This window comes from Halarcobacter ebronensis (assembly GCF_013201825.1).
GTDB lineage: Bacteria > Campylobacterota > Campylobacteria > Campylobacterales > Arcobacteraceae > Halarcobacter > Halarcobacter ebronensis.
Genome location: NZ_CP053836.1, coordinates 641,045 through 658,869, shown reverse-complemented (window position 1 = coordinate 658,869; position 17,825 = coordinate 641,045). Strand labels below are relative to the sequence as shown.

13 protein-coding genes are annotated in these 17,825 nt (G+C 29.9%); all 13 read right to left on the bottom strand.

Translation table 11 applies throughout. From position 1 onward, the window contains the following. Positions 1-11: 11 nt before the first annotated feature. Positions 12-2,273: a methyl-accepting chemotaxis protein gene (locus tag AEBR_RS03280; RefSeq protein WP_129088032.1), complete on the bottom strand. Its 2,262-nt coding sequence runs from the start codon at positions 2,271-2,273 to the stop codon at positions 12-14. A 207-nt stretch (positions 2,274-2,480) separates the two neighbouring features. Continuing rightward, on the bottom strand, positions 2,481-5,447 hold the full coding sequence (locus AEBR_RS03275) for a MutS-related protein (protein WP_129088033.1): 2,967 nt from the start codon (positions 5,445-5,447) through the stop codon (positions 2,481-2,483). Between the two features lie 2 nt (positions 5,448-5,449). Beyond that, complete coding sequence (locus tag AEBR_RS03270; protein ID WP_129088034.1) at positions 5,450-5,869, bottom strand: heme-binding domain-containing protein; 420 nt, start codon at positions 5,867-5,869, stop codon at positions 5,450-5,452. An 8-nt stretch (positions 5,870-5,877) separates the two neighbouring features. Continuing rightward, on the bottom strand, positions 5,878-6,207 hold the full coding sequence (locus tag AEBR_RS03265) for a thioredoxin family protein (RefSeq protein ID WP_129088035.1): 330 nt from the start codon (positions 6,205-6,207) through the stop codon (positions 5,878-5,880). Beyond that, positions 6,191-8,218 (bottom strand): DUF1538 family protein, encoded by a 2,028-nt coding sequence (locus AEBR_RS03260; RefSeq protein ID WP_129088036.1) that lies wholly within the window; start codon positions 8,216-8,218, stop codon positions 6,191-6,193. Before AEBR_RS03260 ends, AEBR_RS03265 begins: the two co-directional genes overlap by 17 nt. Further along, positions 8,205-8,918: a potassium channel family protein gene (locus AEBR_RS03255; protein WP_129088037.1), complete on the bottom strand. Its 714-nt coding sequence runs from the start codon at positions 8,916-8,918 to the stop codon at positions 8,205-8,207. Before AEBR_RS03255 ends, AEBR_RS03260 begins: the two co-directional genes overlap by 14 nt. Further along, on the bottom strand, positions 8,918-10,480 hold the full coding sequence (locus tag AEBR_RS03250) for an NAD-binding protein (RefSeq protein WP_129088038.1): 1,563 nt from the start codon (positions 10,478-10,480) through the stop codon (positions 8,918-8,920). Before AEBR_RS03250 ends, AEBR_RS03255 begins: the two co-directional genes overlap by 1 nt. Before the next feature lie 45 nt (positions 10,481-10,525). Continuing rightward, on the bottom strand, positions 10,526-12,079 hold the full coding sequence (locus AEBR_RS03245) for a 2-isopropylmalate synthase (RefSeq protein WP_129088039.1): 1,554 nt from the start codon (positions 12,077-12,079) through the stop codon (positions 10,526-10,528). A gap of 228 nt (positions 12,080-12,307) precedes the next feature. Beyond that, positions 12,308-12,904, bottom strand: coding sequence for a phosphatidylserine decarboxylase (locus AEBR_RS03240; protein ID WP_129088040.1), 597 nt, complete (start codon positions 12,902-12,904; stop codon positions 12,308-12,310). A 2-nt stretch (positions 12,905-12,906) separates the two neighbouring features. Further along, positions 12,907-14,991, bottom strand: coding sequence for an ATP-dependent zinc metalloprotease FtsH (ftsH, locus tag AEBR_RS03235; RefSeq protein ID WP_129088041.1), 2,085 nt, complete (start codon positions 14,989-14,991; stop codon positions 12,907-12,909). Positions 14,992-15,005: 14 nt separating this feature from the next. Continuing rightward, complete coding sequence (locus tag AEBR_RS03230) at positions 15,006-15,815, bottom strand: 50S ribosomal protein L11 methyltransferase (RefSeq protein WP_129088042.1); 810 nt, start codon at positions 15,813-15,815, stop codon at positions 15,006-15,008. 44 nt (positions 15,816-15,859) lie between these two features. Next, positions 15,860-16,792, bottom strand: a complete 933-nt coding sequence (locus AEBR_RS03225; protein WP_129088043.1) for a tRNA dihydrouridine synthase — start codon at positions 16,790-16,792, stop codon at positions 15,860-15,862. Continuing rightward, the gene (locus AEBR_RS03220) at positions 16,792-17,808 is read right to left on the bottom strand and encodes a hypothetical protein (RefSeq protein WP_129088044.1); all 1,017 of its coding nucleotides are present in this window, start codon (positions 17,806-17,808) and stop codon (positions 16,792-16,794) included. Before AEBR_RS03220 ends, AEBR_RS03225 begins: the two co-directional genes overlap by 1 nt. Positions 17,809-17,825 lie beyond the last annotated feature (17 nt).

Sequence of the window (17,825 nt, the reverse complement as noted above, 5' to 3'; positions counted from 1 at the left end):
AAGCGTTTCGCTTATATCTGTATTGTGTCACTTTTAACGTCATCTTTTCCAATAAACTCTTTTGAGTTTGCGTTATCTAAAACTGCTATTGCAATTTTATCTGTATTTTCAGCTATAGATTTTGTTATATTTGCAACTGAAGCATTCTCTTGTGTTTGTTTATCCAAACTATTAATTGCATCATTGATCTGTTCAATTCCTTGAAGTTGCTCTTTTGAAGCCATTTCAATATCAGAGATAAGTTCAATTGTATGAGAAATATTTTCATTTAATTGAGTATATCCTTCAATCATTTTAGCTGCAATACCTTTTCCATCATTTGCTTTTAAGTTTGCATCTTCAACTAAGTCTTTTATCTCTTTAGCTGCTTCTGCACTTCTTGCAGCTAGATTTCTAACCTCCTGAGCAACTACGGCAAAACCTTTCCCAGCTTCTCCAGCTGTTGCTGCTTCAACTGCTGCATTTAATGAAAGAATATTTGTTTGAAAAGCAATTTGATCAATAATACTAATTGCCTCAGTAATAGCATTTACTTTATCATTTATCTCATCCATTGAACTTGTTGTCTCACTAGCTAATCTCTCTCCATCTTTTGCAGAACTTAAAACACCTTGAGAAAGAGATGACATTTTAGTTATATTATTTGAGTTTTGTCTAATATTTCCTGTTATCTCCTCTAGGGCTGCCGAAGTTTCCTCCAAAGATGCTGCTGCTGAATTTGTAGAGTTATTTAGTTTTTCAACATTTGATAAAAGATTTTTTGAACTTTCATCAAGTTTAAGTCCAACAGATTTGTTTTCAACTAGCATTTTGTTAATAATCTCTGCAAGTTCATTTAACCCTTGTGCAACTAATCCTGTATCATTTTTAACTCTAGCTGTAAAATCAAGCCCTCTATATTTTAATAACACCTCTTTTAATTGATTTACATCATCACAGATATTCTTACTTGTAACATCTAACATCTCATTAAATATTTTTTTAAGTTCTTCAAGGCTTTCATTATGTTTTACCTCTTTTAGTACCCTTTGTTTAAAACTTCCATTTTTTACGCTATTTACAACATTTTTTACCTCTTGAATAAGTGAAGCATCTTGTTCAAGATTATTTTTGATTTTTATTATATTTTTATCTACCTCTTTAGCCATTTGGGCAAATTCATCTTCCCCTTCTAATTGTAATAATTCTGTTTTTGAACTCTCTTTATTTAAAAAAGCAAAAAAACCATCAATACCCAAACTTAGCTTTTTTAGTGGTTTTATTACAATAGAAGATGATAAAAAATATAAAATCAAAGCAATAATTATTAAAGTAACAAGTAAAGAGATTATTATGATTGTTGTTATTTTTGTACTAAAGGCATAAACACTATCTAGGGAATCTGTTGCAACAAGGATTGAACCAAAAGATTTAAGATGTTTTACATAAGCTAACTTGTCATCGCCTTTAAAGGTATACTCTTCAAATCCATCTTTCCCTTTTATCATATTTTGGAATATAAAATTACCTCGGTCATCTTTTGTTTCATAAAGATTTTGCCCTTCTAAATTAGGATGGATTAGAAGTTCACCTTTATTGCTCATCATAAAAGCATAACCAGTTTCCCCTACTTTGACTTTTTTTATCTCATCCTTTAAAGAGTCTAAGACTTTACCAAACTCATAACCTATAAATATAATACCAATTACATCATTTCCTTTTTTAATTGGTTCATAAATAACAACATAATCTTTACCAAACAGTTTTACTTTTCCATCAAAGGTTTTTCCCTCTAACATTGATTGTAAGGCAGGTGATTTTTTCCCAAGCATTGTACCAAATGCCCTTGAACCATCCTCTTTTTTTAATGAAGTTGTTACTCTTACAAAATCATCTCCCAATCTTGCAAATATTGTGGCAACTGCACCACTTTTATTAGTGTAGTTATCAATATCTTTAAAATCATTATTTAGAAGTGTCTCTCCATTATAAAAAGCAGGAGCATCAATATCTCCAACTTTTTCTATTTTGTCTTTTTTTAAGATGAATTCATCTTTGAACTCAGCTTTCATAACTCCAAGTAGACTACTCATAGTAGATTCTAAATTATGGTCCAAAACAGAATATGCCATAGCAATATTGTTTGCACTATTTTTAAAATCTGCTTTAGCATTTTCATTTGCATAGTTAGAAATAATATTTGATAAAATTACTATAACTACTAAAAATACAACAAATAATAATGAGATAGTATAAGCTAGGAATTTGGAACTTAAAGATTTAAAGTTAAACATTTTCAACCCTTTAAAAATTATTTTCTTTGATTATATGTAATTTCTTTTTATATACCTATTAATTGCTTGAATCATGGAAACCTATGTAGAAAGCTTAATATGTATTTACTCTATTCTAATATTATTGAAATTATTTATACATTATTTATACATTTCATTTACTGTTTTAAAAAATTATTTATTTAATCTATCAATTTTTTTATTGATTTATTTAAAATTATTTTCATCTAACATTGTATAATGTAGTTCCAAACCTTTACTTGTAGCAACAAAACCATTTATATTTATTGTGCCTTCATGTACCATCTTATGGTGTTCTTTACAAAGAGGTATTAGATTATATTTATGGTTTGCATTTATATGTCCTATAAAACCTTCTTTATTTGCACGTGCTTGCTCTTTTATATGATGAACATCATCACAAGCTCTGCCACATATTACACAAGTGTTTGCAAATAAATCTTTATTGTATTTAGAAGATTTTCTTTGGGTTAGTCTCTCAATGGCACTATAATCATCAGTTATTCTTTTTCTTATCTCATTTGCCACAGATAAAAACTCTCTATCCATATGAAGTGATTTTGCATACTCTAAACCATACATAGATGAGCCACTTCCATATTTTAGTTTTCTATCAAAAATTAGCTTATCCTCTTCATCTTTATACATTACAGAGAGATGCAATGAGATTATATTTTTTAGTTTTGCTATCTCTTCTATTTCAGGCAGTTGATGCAGGTGAGTTGCAAATACAAAAAGAGACTCTAGTTTTGCTAATTTTAAAATTGCACTTGCAACAATAGAGAGACCACTCATAGTCTCAGTACTATGTGATATTTCATCACCTAAAATTAGTGACTGTTTTGTTGCTCTGTTAAAAATATTTTTTAACTCCAACATCTCAACTGCAAAAGATGAAAGTCCTTTTGCTATATTATCTGCACCACTAATTCTTGTAAATACCGAATCAAAAATAGCAAATCTCATTGATTTACAAGGTACATAAAATCCTGCTTGAGCTAAGATAACTGCAATCCCTATTGATTTCATCAATGAAGATTTTCCAGAAGAGTTTATCCCATAAAGCAAAATTCCATGCATTTTATTGTTATAGATATTTACAGGATTTGAGTTTTTTATAATCACATTGTTTTTGTACTCTTCATTTGTTAAAGAGAGCTCACCTAAGATAATATCATTTGGAACATAAATACCTTGTTCTTCATTTGCTTCTATTATTGGATGTCTTAAATCTATAAGCTCCAAAAAGTTTTCATCATCTTTTGTTTTTACTATTTTAGGACAAACATAGTTATATTTTTTTGCTGTTTTAATATTTGAAACAGTTAAATCAACCTCAGCAATAAACTGAACTAAATCCTCTAAAAGAGTTGCGAATTTTTTCTCAAATTCACAAAGTTTCTCTTTAAAAACAAGTTTATTAAGCTCAATAATTTTTCGTAAATTGTGTACATATTTATCTGAAATTGTATCACTTAAAGAGCAAGAGATTTTAACAGTTGTTGTCTGTATTTTTATACTAAAATCTTTAAATAAAAGAAGTTCATCATCAACTATTAAGTGCGAGTTTAAAAGTTGTTCTTTTATTGAGTTATATCTATTTTTTGTAAGAGATAAGAAAAATCCTTCCTTATCAAGTCTTTGAATAGAGACATAATTTGAATCAGAACTACTTAGAAAACTTAAAATATGAGTTCTTAACAGTTCTAATCTCTCATAAAGTTTGTCATTTTCTTTATTTAACTCATCAATTTTTGTATTTATTCCATCACAAACCATATTGCACTCAACATCTTTGAGCATATATTTGCCAGATACACTTAAATCAAAAGTTGATTCAATAGAGTCAATAAACATCTGTAGTTCCGCTAAAGAGCAAGGAGGAGTTATAAACTTGTAGTTTTCCATAAAACTCACTACCTCTTTAATGCTTAGAAGCGAGTCATACAAATAGTTTAACTCAAAAGGGTGAAGTCTATTTAGTTTTATTCTTCTTGTTAATCTTTCAATATCATAAATATTTGCAAGTTCATTCTCTATTGGAGTATGGTAATCATAAAGCTCTTTTGACAAAGCATATCTTCTTAAAAGCTCTTTACTCTCTTTTATTGGATGGGTTAATCTCTCTTTTAAGAGTCTTTTACCCATAGCTGTTGAAGTGTTATTTATGAGTTTTATCAAACTTGGATTATGGGTTGTCTCTATAATATTTAGTTGTTCTAAGGCGTTGTTTCCTAAGTAGATATATTTACTAACATCAAGTTTAACTGGATATGAAAGTTTTTGAATAATATTTGAATCATGTCCTATTACAAAATCTATTAAAATGGCTAAAGCTTCTGTACTTAAAGGAACTCTTTCCATATCAAGATGTTCAATTGAAGTTAATAAAGACTCTATATTAAAAACATTTTTAAACAGCTCATTTTGGTAATTGATTTTTGGAATAAAAGTTCCCACATGAAAAGTTTTTAACTTCAATTCCAAATAATCAATAACCTCTTTTTGATTTATATTTTTATCTTTAAAAGTTATTACTATCTCATTTGTTTTATGCATATTCATATAGTTAAAGATTTCATCAAGAGCAAAAAACTTATCTTCGCTTGTTCCATGAACTTCGTTGTAAAAACATTTCCCTGTTGTTACATCAATTGCAGAGTAACCAACTAAATAGATACCTTTTATCTCATCAATTATCAATGAAGTGATATTGTTTTCATCTTGGTCTATTACAAAATCAAAGTTTGTACCAGGGCTTATTACAGTATCAAGATATCTAGTTACTTTAGGTGGAACTCCCTTTTGTCTAATTAGAACAACTGTATATTTTTGCTCTGCTATTATTCTTGCAAGATGTTTTTCTAGAGATATTGCAGGAACTCCTGCCATAATTGGGTTCTCTTTTGAGTTATCTAAGATAGCTTTATTTTTTCTGGTTAATTGTATATTTAAAAGTTCAGCTATCTCTTTTGCTTTTCCTATCTGCTCATCATCATTATTTACTTCATATACTTCAAAAAAAGTACCAATTTCCATAAGAACTACAGTATTTTTCCCATACTTCTTTTCAAACATTTTTTGAAGGGTAAAATATGTAACAGTAAGTAAACTCTTTTTATCGTCTAATAACTCTTGAACCTCTTCTCTCAAAACTATTTTCTCACTCCTGTCCAATCTCTAATCATATCTCTTTGTTCTTTTGTTAAATCTGCATCTCCATGAACCCATAAATAACTTCTTAATGGCATTGCAACAAATGCAGTTCTATATATCTCTTTTAATTGTTTCTCTTTTTCTTCTTTTGTATAGTTTTCCCATTCTGAGAAATTTACCCAAGCTCGTCCATCATTTACATGTCCACTTATTACCCAAGAAAAAGGTGCAACATATGAGTACCAAGGCCATTTAACCTCATTTGAGTGGCAATCATAACATGCTGTTTTAAGTATTGACATTATCTGTTTGGGAGCTTTTATCTCTAACTCTTTTGCTGTAACTTTATTGACTTTTTCTGTTTGAATAAATTGCATTACTATAAAAACAGCCAACATAACTAAAAATGCTCTTTTCATTTTTTTTCCTAATCTACAAAAAGTGAATAAGGTCTTTTAATCTCTTCAATAAAAGCAGCTATTGATATATTTCTACTTTTTCTAAAGAACTCTTTCGAGTCAAAAAAGACCAATATAGTAGGAATAGAAAATACCGAAAATTTACTTGCTATCTCTTTATAAATATCAGCTTTTACTTCATAAAGTTCCATTTTAATAAAATTTTGAGATATTTGTTCCTCTATTTTTGGTTTTAAAGCTTTACAAACTGAACAGTTCTCTCCTGAAAAATATATTAGCAAAGGATTCCCTTCACTAATAATATTTTCCATTTCATCAAAACTACAAATGTTCTTCATTTAAAACAGGCTCCACGATTTTAGAGGTTAATTTTTCCTCTTCCTCTTTTATAAGTTTTTCAGTATCATTTTCTGGATTTTTATGATCTTTTCTATTTACAAAAATATCGTGTCTACTTAAACTTATCCCTTTCATATGACTTAAAGGGAAGGCAAAAGCTATACCTTTTCCTGTTGTTGTAATATGTAAAGAGTGAATAATTGATTTTATTACTGGATTTACTAAACTTTGAGGAAGCAAAAATAGTAACATCACACTATTTGCTTCAAAAGAGGATCTATAGAAATTATCCATTTGACCAAGCCCTATACCTTCTGCTCTTAAAACAGTAACACCTGGTGCTCCAGCTTTATTTGCAGCTTGAATGGCATCAATTTTTTTATCTTCAGGAACAAGAATAACAACAGCAGAAAAATCCATTGGTAAAGAGTGTCTTCTATCACTTCCATCAATATTTACTGTTGATAAATCCATATTCTCTGCATCAATTAATGCATCCCTTAATATATTGCTTGCTTCAATCTCTGCATTTGATTTAACTCCAAGTTTTTCTGTAACAATACCATAAAGCATAACTGTTATCATAGGAAAAAGTGAAGCAAAAGCTATAAGTCCAAAACCATCAATTAAAGGACTTCTCCCTTCAATATTTGTAGCAAGACCAATCCCTAAAGCTGCAACTAAAGGTACGGTAACTGTAGAAGTTGTAACACCTCCACTATCATATGCTATTGGAATAATATATTTAGGTGAAATCCAAGTTAAAAGAATAACAACAATATATCCAAAAATAATATAGTAGTGAATATGCCCACCATCAACAATTCTAAATGCTCCCAATGCTATACCAATGGCAACACCAAAAGCAACAAAAATCCTTAGTGCAAAATCATTAATTTTCCCATCACTAATCTCTTTTGCTTTTTTTGCAATTGCCATAAGAGCTGGTTCAGCCATAGTTGTAGAAAATCCAATTGCAAAAGCAAAAGCATATATCATAGTTATTGAATCTGATTTTGTAAGTTGATAAGCCATTGTCTCTCCAAGAGAGAATAACCCCATCTCTAAACCAAGAATAAAAGCATAAAGACCAACTATTACAAGAAAAAAACCTAAAAATACTGTTTTTAGATTATCTATTCTTTTTTTGATAACTCCATATTGAAAGAAAAGAATAATTACTAAGATGGGTGATACATCTTTGATAACTGAACCAATGCCTCTAACAACAGAGTGGATTGTTATATCTGTTGGAACAGAAACTTTTGCATTTACAATAACCGATGCAATCTCTTTTGCATCCACAAGATTGTAAACAGCTATTCCATAGATTTGAACAAAAATCATTGGAGTTAAAGAGGCAAAAGCGATAAGACCAAATCCGTCAATTACAGGATTTCTACCTTTTATATTTGAGGCAAGACCAATACCAAGTGCTGCTACAAGTGGAACTGTAACAGTTGAAGTTGTAACTCCACCTAAATCATAAGCAAGTCCAATTATCTCTTTTGGAGCAAAAAAAGTTATACCAACAACAAAAAGATATCCTATAATAATATAATAATGAATTGCATGCCCTTTATAGATTCTATAAACTCCTAAAAGAATTGCAAAACCTACAGAACCAGCAACAACTAATCTTAAAAAAGTGGAATCAATTCTTCCACTTGATATTGAAGCAGCTTTATCAGCAATAACAACTAACGCTGGTTCTGCAATTGTTGTACCAAAACCAATAAGAAATCCAAATATCAGAACCCATGTCATTGAGCCTTGTTTAGCAAAATCTCTAGCTAAACTCTCTCCAACAGGGAAAATACCAATTTCTAAACCTTGTAAAAAAATAGCAAGACCAACACCAACAATACACAGCCCTATTGTTGTTGAAAGCCACCCTTCTGGAACAGCTTGAATAATTGCCAATTGGAAAAATAAAATAACTACTATTATTGGGATTAAATCCCTAAATGAGTCTTTTAAAAGTTTAAGAAAAAAGTTAAACTGCATCATGAGTTACTCCTTCTAAATACTCTTTATAGACTTTTAAATCTGCACTTTTGCCTAACACAACCAAAACATCTCCTTCATCAATTTTATGGTTTATCCCTTTTGTATTAAAGATAAAGTTTTCTCCTAACTCTTTATCCATAATTCCTAAAATTAGAATATTGAACTTTTTATGTAGAGTTAAATCTTTAAAATATATTTTGTTTAACTTTGACTCCTTTGTTACATAAATTTCTGATATATTTAAGTCCAAACTACTAAAAAGTATTTGATCCAAAACATTTAGCATAAGAGGTTTACTCATATATCTATAGATTCTAAGAGCTCCTAATTCATTTGGATTTAAAACCTTAGTTGCTCCTGCTATTTGAAGTTTTTTTGCCTCTGATTTTGTTTTTGATACAGATATAATTTTTAATTTTTTATCTAAACTTCTTGCTGAGAGAGTAACAAAAAGATTCTTTTTATTACAATCACTTACACAAAAAATAGAGTCAACACTACCATCTGCAACTCCTATTTGTATAAGTTCATCATCATTTAGTAAAGTTGATTCTTGAACAACAAAACCATCTTTTGTAGCTCTTTTTATCTCCTCTTCTTCAAAACTTACAATTGTTATGAAGTAGCCTTTTTGATTAAGAATTGAAGCAATTTTTGAACCTAAAACAGTATATCCATAAATAATTATATTTTTTTTCATTAGTTTCTCGATTCAACTCTTAAAAGTTCAGATTTTAACTCTTTTAAAGACTCTTCAAAACCTATTACAATCAAAATATCTTTTTGTTTTAAAATATACTCTATATTTACAGGGTTAAAAACAAATTCATGATTATTTGCACTATCAATTACACCAATTAGTGTTAGATTATACTCTTCGAAATTTATACTATTTATATCATGACCAATAATATTCATAGTCTCAATAATTTCAATTTCATCAATAAAAGCAGAAATATTTTCATTTAAAAGCATACCATCCAGGGCTTCAAAAGCAACTGGCTGTCCAATAAACTCCCCTGCCACATAAGCTGTGATTTGATTTGAGTTTATTATAAAATCTGCTCCAGCAAGTTTTAATTTACTTTCAACTTCTTGTTCATTTACCAATGTAATTATTCTTATTTTTTTGTCTAATGCTCTAGCACCAAGTACAATAGAGAGATTTGTTGCATCATCTTCACTTAGAGCAATAATAGTTGTAGCACTTTTACCTATTCCTATTTTTTCAAGAAAACTCATATTTGTTGCATCACCTTTGATTGCTAAAACATTTTTATCTTTTGCTTTTAATATTTTTTCTTCATCCATATCTACAACTAAAATCTTCTTTTTTAGTTTTAAGAGTTCCTCTATAAGGTTTTTTGCCATTATGTCATAACCACAAATTACAACAAATTTATTTAGTTTTTGAACCTCATTTTCAACCCTTGTTCGTTTGATATTTTCCATTCTTTCTGCTAAGGCTGTTGTAACAATAGAGGTACTAAAAGCAATTACTAAAAATCCATTAATAACTAAAATAAGAGTAACAAACTTCCCTTCAGGAGTGATTGGAACAATATCCCCATATCCTACTGTTGAAATAGTTATAAGTGCCCAATATACTGCATCAAAATAGTGATTTATTTTATCATTTACCCCTTCTGGCCCTTCATAAACAAAAATAATTGTAGATCCAAAAAAGATTACAATACCAGTTAGGATTGCAAGGGTATATAACTCAAACTTTCTTTCAACAAATATATTTAAAAACTCTTTTAGAGAGTTTGTATATCTAAGTATTTTAAAAAGTCTAAAAAGTAAGAATATTCTAAGAACTCTAAGTGGTCTATATGCAGGAAGGATAGCAAGTAAATCAATGATTGACATGGGAGAGATAATAAAATCTATTTTCTCTTTAAAAGCTTTTTTAAGTGATCTTAAAACACTATATTTTTTTGATAGAAACAAGGCTTGTTCATAATCACTTATAACCCTTTTTCTAATATCACTATAGACCCAAAGTCTACCTAACCACTCAAAGGCAAAGATTCCAATGGCTACATACTCATATAGGTCTAATATATGGATTTTTTTATGGTTTACTTCATAAATCAAGATTCCAATGGTACTTAGAACTAAAAAAATCATACAAAAGTCAAAGTATTTTTTATATTTGTAACTATTGTTTTCTAATATATTTCTTGTAAAAACTTTAAAATTTGTATAATTTTTTGACGATTCAAGATAGTAAGAGAGACTAACTATACTGTTTTTCATAAAACTCTTTCAAAGAAGAGAGACCCTTCTCTCTTCTTTTATAATTTAAACTTGATGTTCTGTTTTTTTGCTTAATCTCTCTTTTTGAGAAAGATAAGAATTAACTGCTCCCAAATATGCTTTTGCCGTTGCAAGCATTGTATCAATACTTAAACCATGACCAACAAACTCAGGAGAAGAAGAGTCAAAAGCTACCCTTGTTGTTACTTTTGCTAAAGCATCTTTCCCTTCTGTTACAGATAATACTTTGTAATCTTTTAATTGACCATCATATCCAGTTAATCTATCTATTGTTTTAAATATAGCATCCATTGTTCCATCACCAATATTTGCATCTCTTAAAATCTCATCATTATGTTTAATTGTAACAGCTGCCATTGGCATTCCATTTGAACAATCAGAGATTTGTAATCCAATTAACTCATAAGTTTTATCTTGATTTAACTCTTCATCTGTAATTAACATTCTTACATCATCATCAGTTATATCTTTTTTCTTGTCAGCTAAATTTTTGAATTTTTCAAATGCTGCATTTAACTGTTCATCACTAACTTTATCAAACCCTAACTGATTTATTTTATCTCTAAATGCTGCTCTTCCACTATGTTTTCCTAAAATCAATGTTGAGTCTTTAAATACTCCAACATCTTCTGGTTTCATAATCTCATAAGTCTCTTGATGTTTTAAAACACCATCTTGGTGGATTCCACTTTCGTGTGCAAAAGCATTTTTCCCAACAATTGCTTTATTTTGTTGAGGCTCAACTCCTGTTATTGTTGCAACTAATCTTGATGTTGCATATATTTCAGGTGTATTTATTGTTGTATATAAATCCCCAAAGGCATCTTTTCTAGTCTTAATAGCCATTACAGCCTCTTCTAAAGCAGAGTTCCCTGCTCTCTCCCCTAAACCATTAATAGTTACTTCTATTTGTCTTGCTCCATTTAAAACAGCAGCTAAAGTATTTGCAGTTGCTAAACCTAAGTCATTGTGATTATGTACAGAGATTCTAGCTCTGTTACCTGCAAAATCACTTAACTCTTTTACCATTGCTCCAAGCTCTGTTGGTAATCTATATCCAACTGTGTCAGGTAAGTTTATTGTTGATGCACCTGCACTTATAACTGCATCCATAACCTCTTTCATAAATGAGATCTCTGATCTTCCTGCATCTTCCAATGAGAACTCTACATCATCCACAAAAGTTCTTGCATATTCAACCGCATGTATAGCTCTTTTAATAACTTCATCAGGAGTCATTTTTAATTTATACTGCATATGTATTGGTGAAGTTGCAATAAAAGTGTGAATTCTATGTAATGGTGCTTTCTCAACCGCAAGACCTGCTTGTTTGATATCATTTTCAATTGCTCTACTTAAAGAACAGATTGAAGACTTCTTAACAACTTCTGCTATTCTACTAACCGCATCAAAATCCCCTGGGCTTGCTGCTGCAAAACCTGCTTCAATAATATCAACCCCTAATTTTTCTAATTGTAAAGCAACTTTTATCTTCTCTTCTGTGTTCATCGAACATCCTGGAGATTGTTCTCCATCTCTTAAAGTAGTATCAAATACATAAATTTTATTTTTATCCATAATTATAACCCTTATAAATGTGTAATATTATACCTTTTTTTTATTGTAAAAAAAGTAAACCTAGTTTGTTGATTTTGTTATTTAATTGATTTTTGAATTAGAGTGATTTTTGAAGGAGCAGAAGAGTATTAACACTTTTTATGAAATTGTTGTTGAAAAAATCAAATATTTTCATTGTACTCTCCTATTTTTTTAAGTAAGGCATTATATTGGTTTAAAAAAAGTTTGTCAAGCTTTTTTTAGTGTTGCTAGTAAAGTTTCTCCCGATTGAACTTTATCTCCAATATTAACAGCTAGTTCAATATTTTTGGTAACTTTTATTGTAACTTCACCTTTTAGAAAAGTTCCAAGGATTTCACCTTTTTTTAGTTTATCTTTTTTTTCTATCGCTAAAAGATTACAAGCACTATGATATATTTGCATTGTAGAGTTTTTAAATTTAATTGTAGTTCTTTCATTAAGAAGTCTTGCCTTTAAACTTCCTAAAGGAAGATTAATTCCTCTTTTGTGTGAAACTTCAACTTTTCCATTTTCAAGGCTTCTTAATGAGTGTGTATCAAAAAATCCAACTTCAATTGTAATAACTTTGTTGAATCCATCTCTATCAATAGAGATTACTTTTCCTGAAATTGGAGCATAAAGTTCGTTGTCATTTAAGTTTGTAAGATTTACAAATTTTAGTCTAAAGATATAGATAAAAAATAGTAGTGCTACAAAAGATACAAAAGTCATAAAACTACACCCAATTAAGTAAAAGAATATTACTAATATAAATGAGCTAATTATTGCTTTTTTACCCTCTTTTGCAACAAAACTATCAAACATTACTATTTGTCCTCTTTATTTTCTTCTTTATTCTCTTCTTCACTATTAACAGGTTGTTCATTTGAAGTAGAATTTTCAGAACTATTTTCCTCTGAAGTTGAGTTTTGTGAATTATCTTCATTTGTTGTTAAATCATCTTCTGTTAATGCTTCAGAGTGTAAATCTTCCTCTTCAAACACTTCCCCACCGTGAGCTTTAATAATCTCTCTTACTCTCTCACCTGTGATTACTTCCACATCAAGTAGCTCTTTAGTCATCTCTTCAATTGCATCACTATTATCTTTTAATGATTGTAAAACAACCTCATATCTCTCATTTAACACTTTTTTAATGTAATCATCAAGATTTTTAGCCATATCATCAGAGAAATCTTTTTGAGATTGTCCGCCTAAAAATTGGTTAGTTCTTTTTTCTAAAACCATAAGTCCAGCAATATCACTCATACCATAGATTGTAGCCATAGATTTTATAATATCTGTTGCTCTCTCTAAGTCATTTCCTGCACCTGTACTTATCTCATTTATAAATACCTGTTCAGCTGCACGTCCTCCAAGTAATACATCCACCTCTGCAATAAGTTCATGTTTTTGCATTAGGTATTTGTTCTCTTCAGGTGTATTTAGTGTATATCCAAGTGCTGCAAGTCCTCTTGGAACAATTGATACTTTATTAACTTTTTTAGCACCTTTTGTAATTTCAGCAATTACTGCATGTCCTGATTCATGGTAAGCAACAATTTTTCTCTCTTTTGGAGAGATTCTTCTTGATTTTTTCTCTAAACCTGCAATTTGTCTCTCAACTGCCTCTTTAAAATCTTCATAGTTTACCTCTTCTTTAGAAACTCTACCAGCAAGTAGTGCCGCTTCATTAACAATATTTGCTAAATCTGCTCCAGCAAGCCCTGCTGTCATTCTTGCTACCTCTTCTAAGTCAACATCACGACCTAGTTTTACACCTTTGATATGAACATTTAAAATCTCTTTTCTACCTTCAAAGTCTGGTTTATCAACTAAAACTTGTCTGTCAAATCTTCCTGGTCTAAGAAGTGCTGGGTCAAGTACCTCTGGTCTATTTGTCGCAGCAAGTACAATAACAGGAGCTGATTCCGTTGAGAATCCATCCATTTCAGCTAAAAGCTGATTTAGAGTCTGTTCTCTCTCATCATTTCCACCCATTGGTCCACCAGCAGCTCTACTTTTACCAATCGCATCAATCTCATCAATAAAGATAATTGCTGGTGCTACTTTTTTTGCTTGTTCAAATAAATCTCTAACTCTACTTGCTCCAACTCCAACAAACATCTCAATAAACGCAGAACCTGAAACAGATAAGAACTGAACATCAGCTTCACCTGCAACAGCTTTTGCTAAAAGTGTTTTACCTGTACCTGGAGGTCCTACTAAAAGAACACCTTTTGGAATTTGAGCTCCAAGTTTAATATATCTCTCAGGTGCAGAAAGAAAATCAACCACCTCTTGAACTTCCTCTTTTGCCTCTTTATTTCCAGCCATATCATCAAAAGTTACATTTGGTTTTTCAGAATTAATCATCTTTTTAGAGCTTCCAATTCCAAGGATTCCTCCTGAACCTCCACCCATAGATTTTGACATTCTTCTAGCTAAAAACATCCAAATTGCGAAGAAGATAAAAATAGGTAACACCCATCCAAATAGAATATCTGCTATTAGGTTCTCTTCATTTATTCCACCATAAGCAATACCTTTACTCTCCAAACTTGGAATTAATGTATCATCTGGAATAACACGTCTTGCAGTATAAGTTGTAACTTGACCATTTGTTGGTTTTCCAACTGCTTTGATTTGAGTATTTCCTATTCCCACATACTCAATTGAACCATTATTAATCAGATTTTTCAAATCAGAATAAGCCACTGTTTTATTTTTTGCTTGTCCAAAAGAAGATATACTCGAATTTTGAGACATCATTGACTGATCATTTCCTTCTGGAAAAACTGCTTTGAAAACAAAAATTGTAACTATTGAAAAAATTACAAAAACTAAAAGTGGATTATTGTTAAAAAAATTATTGTTATTATCTCCACTATTTTTATTGTTTTTATCGCCCATTAATTAATACTCCCTTATTTTTTTAATACTACAGTCATCCACTCATTTTTGTGAATTAACTCTAACTCTTCCATATCTTGAAATTTGTTTAAAACCTTATCAATATGTTTATCCAAAATCCCTGATATTATTAAAATACCGTTATCTTTTAAGCATTTTTTCAAATCACTTGCAATTATAGTTAAAACATCCGCAACTATATTTGCGATAACAACATCATACTCCTTAGTAGCTTTGTTTGCACTACCAATCCAAGAGTTATTAAATATAACATTATTTAAATTATAATTTGTTTTTGTATCATTTATACATACTTCATCTGTATCACAAATGTCAACTTTACACTCAAGTTTTGAAGCAGCTATTGCTAAAATACCACTTCCTGTACCAACATCTAAAACTTCATCATCTCTATCAACAAATTCGCTTATTGCCTCTAAACAACTCGAAGTTGTTTCATGATGTCCTGAACCAAATGATAAAGCAGGATCAATAATAATATTTATTTTACCCTCTTTTGGCTTTTCCCAAGAAGGTCTAACATAAAACTTTCCAACTTCAACTGCTTTAACAGACTCTTGATACTGTTTTATCCAGTCCACATTCTCTTTTTTTGTTAAAGTCGTTTTACACTCAATTTCAAGAGCCTTTGCAAACTCTTTTACACCATATTCGATATCACTTAAATCATCTTCACTTCTTGCAATGATAGAGTTATCATTACACTCTTCAAGTGCCTCATTTGTTAAAGACCCTAAAAGGTCTAAAAACAATTCATAGTTTTTTGATGGTTTAATTATTAATTCGTAGTAATACTCTGACAAATATTATCCTTTGCAAAAAGTTAAATATTTTATCCAAAAAGTTTTTAAAAGAAGTTTTCTATCATGTCTCTCATGATTTGTGGTTCAGAAACTCTATTTATAATATCTCTAAACTCAGCAGCTCCATTATAGCCTTTTGAGTATGAGTGAAGAAGTTTTCTAAACATAATTGCCCCATGTATTCCATGGAAGTTTAGTACTGCATCAAAGTGTTCTAAAATAACTTCTCTTTTTTTCTCTTCACTAATATTTTCTATTCCATGTTTTAGCTGATAAAAAATCCAAGGTTTTCCAATTGCAGCACGTCCAATCATTACACCATCTGCATTTGTATATTTTAATACTTCCTTAGCTTTCTCATAATCTTTTATATCCCCATTTGCAATAACAGGAATTGATACTGCTTCTTTCATTGCTTTTATTGCATCATAATCAACGGGCGCTTTATATTTACCTGCTCTTGTTCTTCCATGAACTGCCATAAAATCAACACCACATGCCTCAACTACTTTTGCAATATCTACTGGAATTTTCTCATTTACGCCAATTCTAACTTTTGCAGTTGTGTACTGCTTTTTATTGTATCTCTTTACTGTTGTTAAAATCTCTTCAAGCTTTTTTAAATCTCCTAAAAGATTTGAACCTGAACCATGATTAAAAACTTTGGGAGCAGGACATCCACAGTTTAAATCAATACCGTCAATACCTTCTATATCATTTAATATCTCAACTGCATCTCTTACTAATTCAGCCTTATTCCCTGCAATTTGAACAATATATGGATCTTCATTAGGAGATTTTTCAATCATTTTTCTTGTTTTTTCTGATTTATATACAAGTGCATTTGAAGAGATCATCTCTGAAATAGTTAAATCAGCACCAAATTTTTTAACAACAGAACGGAAAGGTAAATCTGTATATCCTGCAAGTGGAGCCAACACCATTAAGGGTTGGCTGAAATCTATTTTATTTTTCATTAGTTATTATAAGAGATATTATCCAATGAGTACTGTTTCCCAGCCTCTTTTAAATCAATTAGAGCTCTAAAAGCTACAAGCTCATTTTTATCATGACCACTTAAAATATCTCTTACACTATCAATCATCTCTAATTCACAAAGGATATAAAGATAAGCATCTAATGCCTCTTCATTCTCTTCGCTTAGAGTTTCAAATAGTTCAATAATTCTATCAGGTGATAAAACCTCTTTATAGAGTTTAGCTAAAGTTATAAACTCTTTTTTTGAGTAATTTAAAGGTTTAATAATCTTTAGTAACTCATCTTTTGTAAAACCAAACTCAATATTTTCTGAGTCTTTCAAAAATAGCTTATATGCCATCTCTTTATCAAGTTTTACATTTTCATAAACTTTTTTTATTGTAGTCATTGCCTTATTTTCTAAAACATTAAAAAATGCAATTTTTACTACTTCTTCTGGGTACTGTTCAGATTTTTTTAATATATCCAAAGAGTAATCTGCTTGTTCATTGATTTTATTTATTAGATTTTGTTTTGCTAATTCAGAATTTGAATCTAGTTTTATCTCTTTTTCACTAACAAATTTTCCAGCTTTTATATCTTTGATATTAGAAACAATTTTATTTAATTCTTCACTTGAAGAGGTAAATGTATTATCTTTAACATCAAGTTTTAATTGACTTAAAATATTAAAAACGGTTTTAAACCCATTTGTTGATAATCGATTTTTTTCCTCTTTTTGTAACAGAAAAGTTTTTAATGATTCTAAAATTGTCTCTTCATCTTTTAAATAAGCTCTGTTTTTAAAGTAATTTACTGAACCATAAAAAATAAGATGTAAAAGGCTTAATACAAAAAGGACTATCATAGGTAATAGTACCCAAGCTACAACAGGCAAGTTTAATGAAAAATCAAAAAACTTAACTTCATAATTACCACCTTCTATACCAAATGCTGTAATTCCAATTACAACAATTAAAAGTAAAGAAAACCCTATATATGCTTTAAGTCCCACGTTATATCCTTTATTTC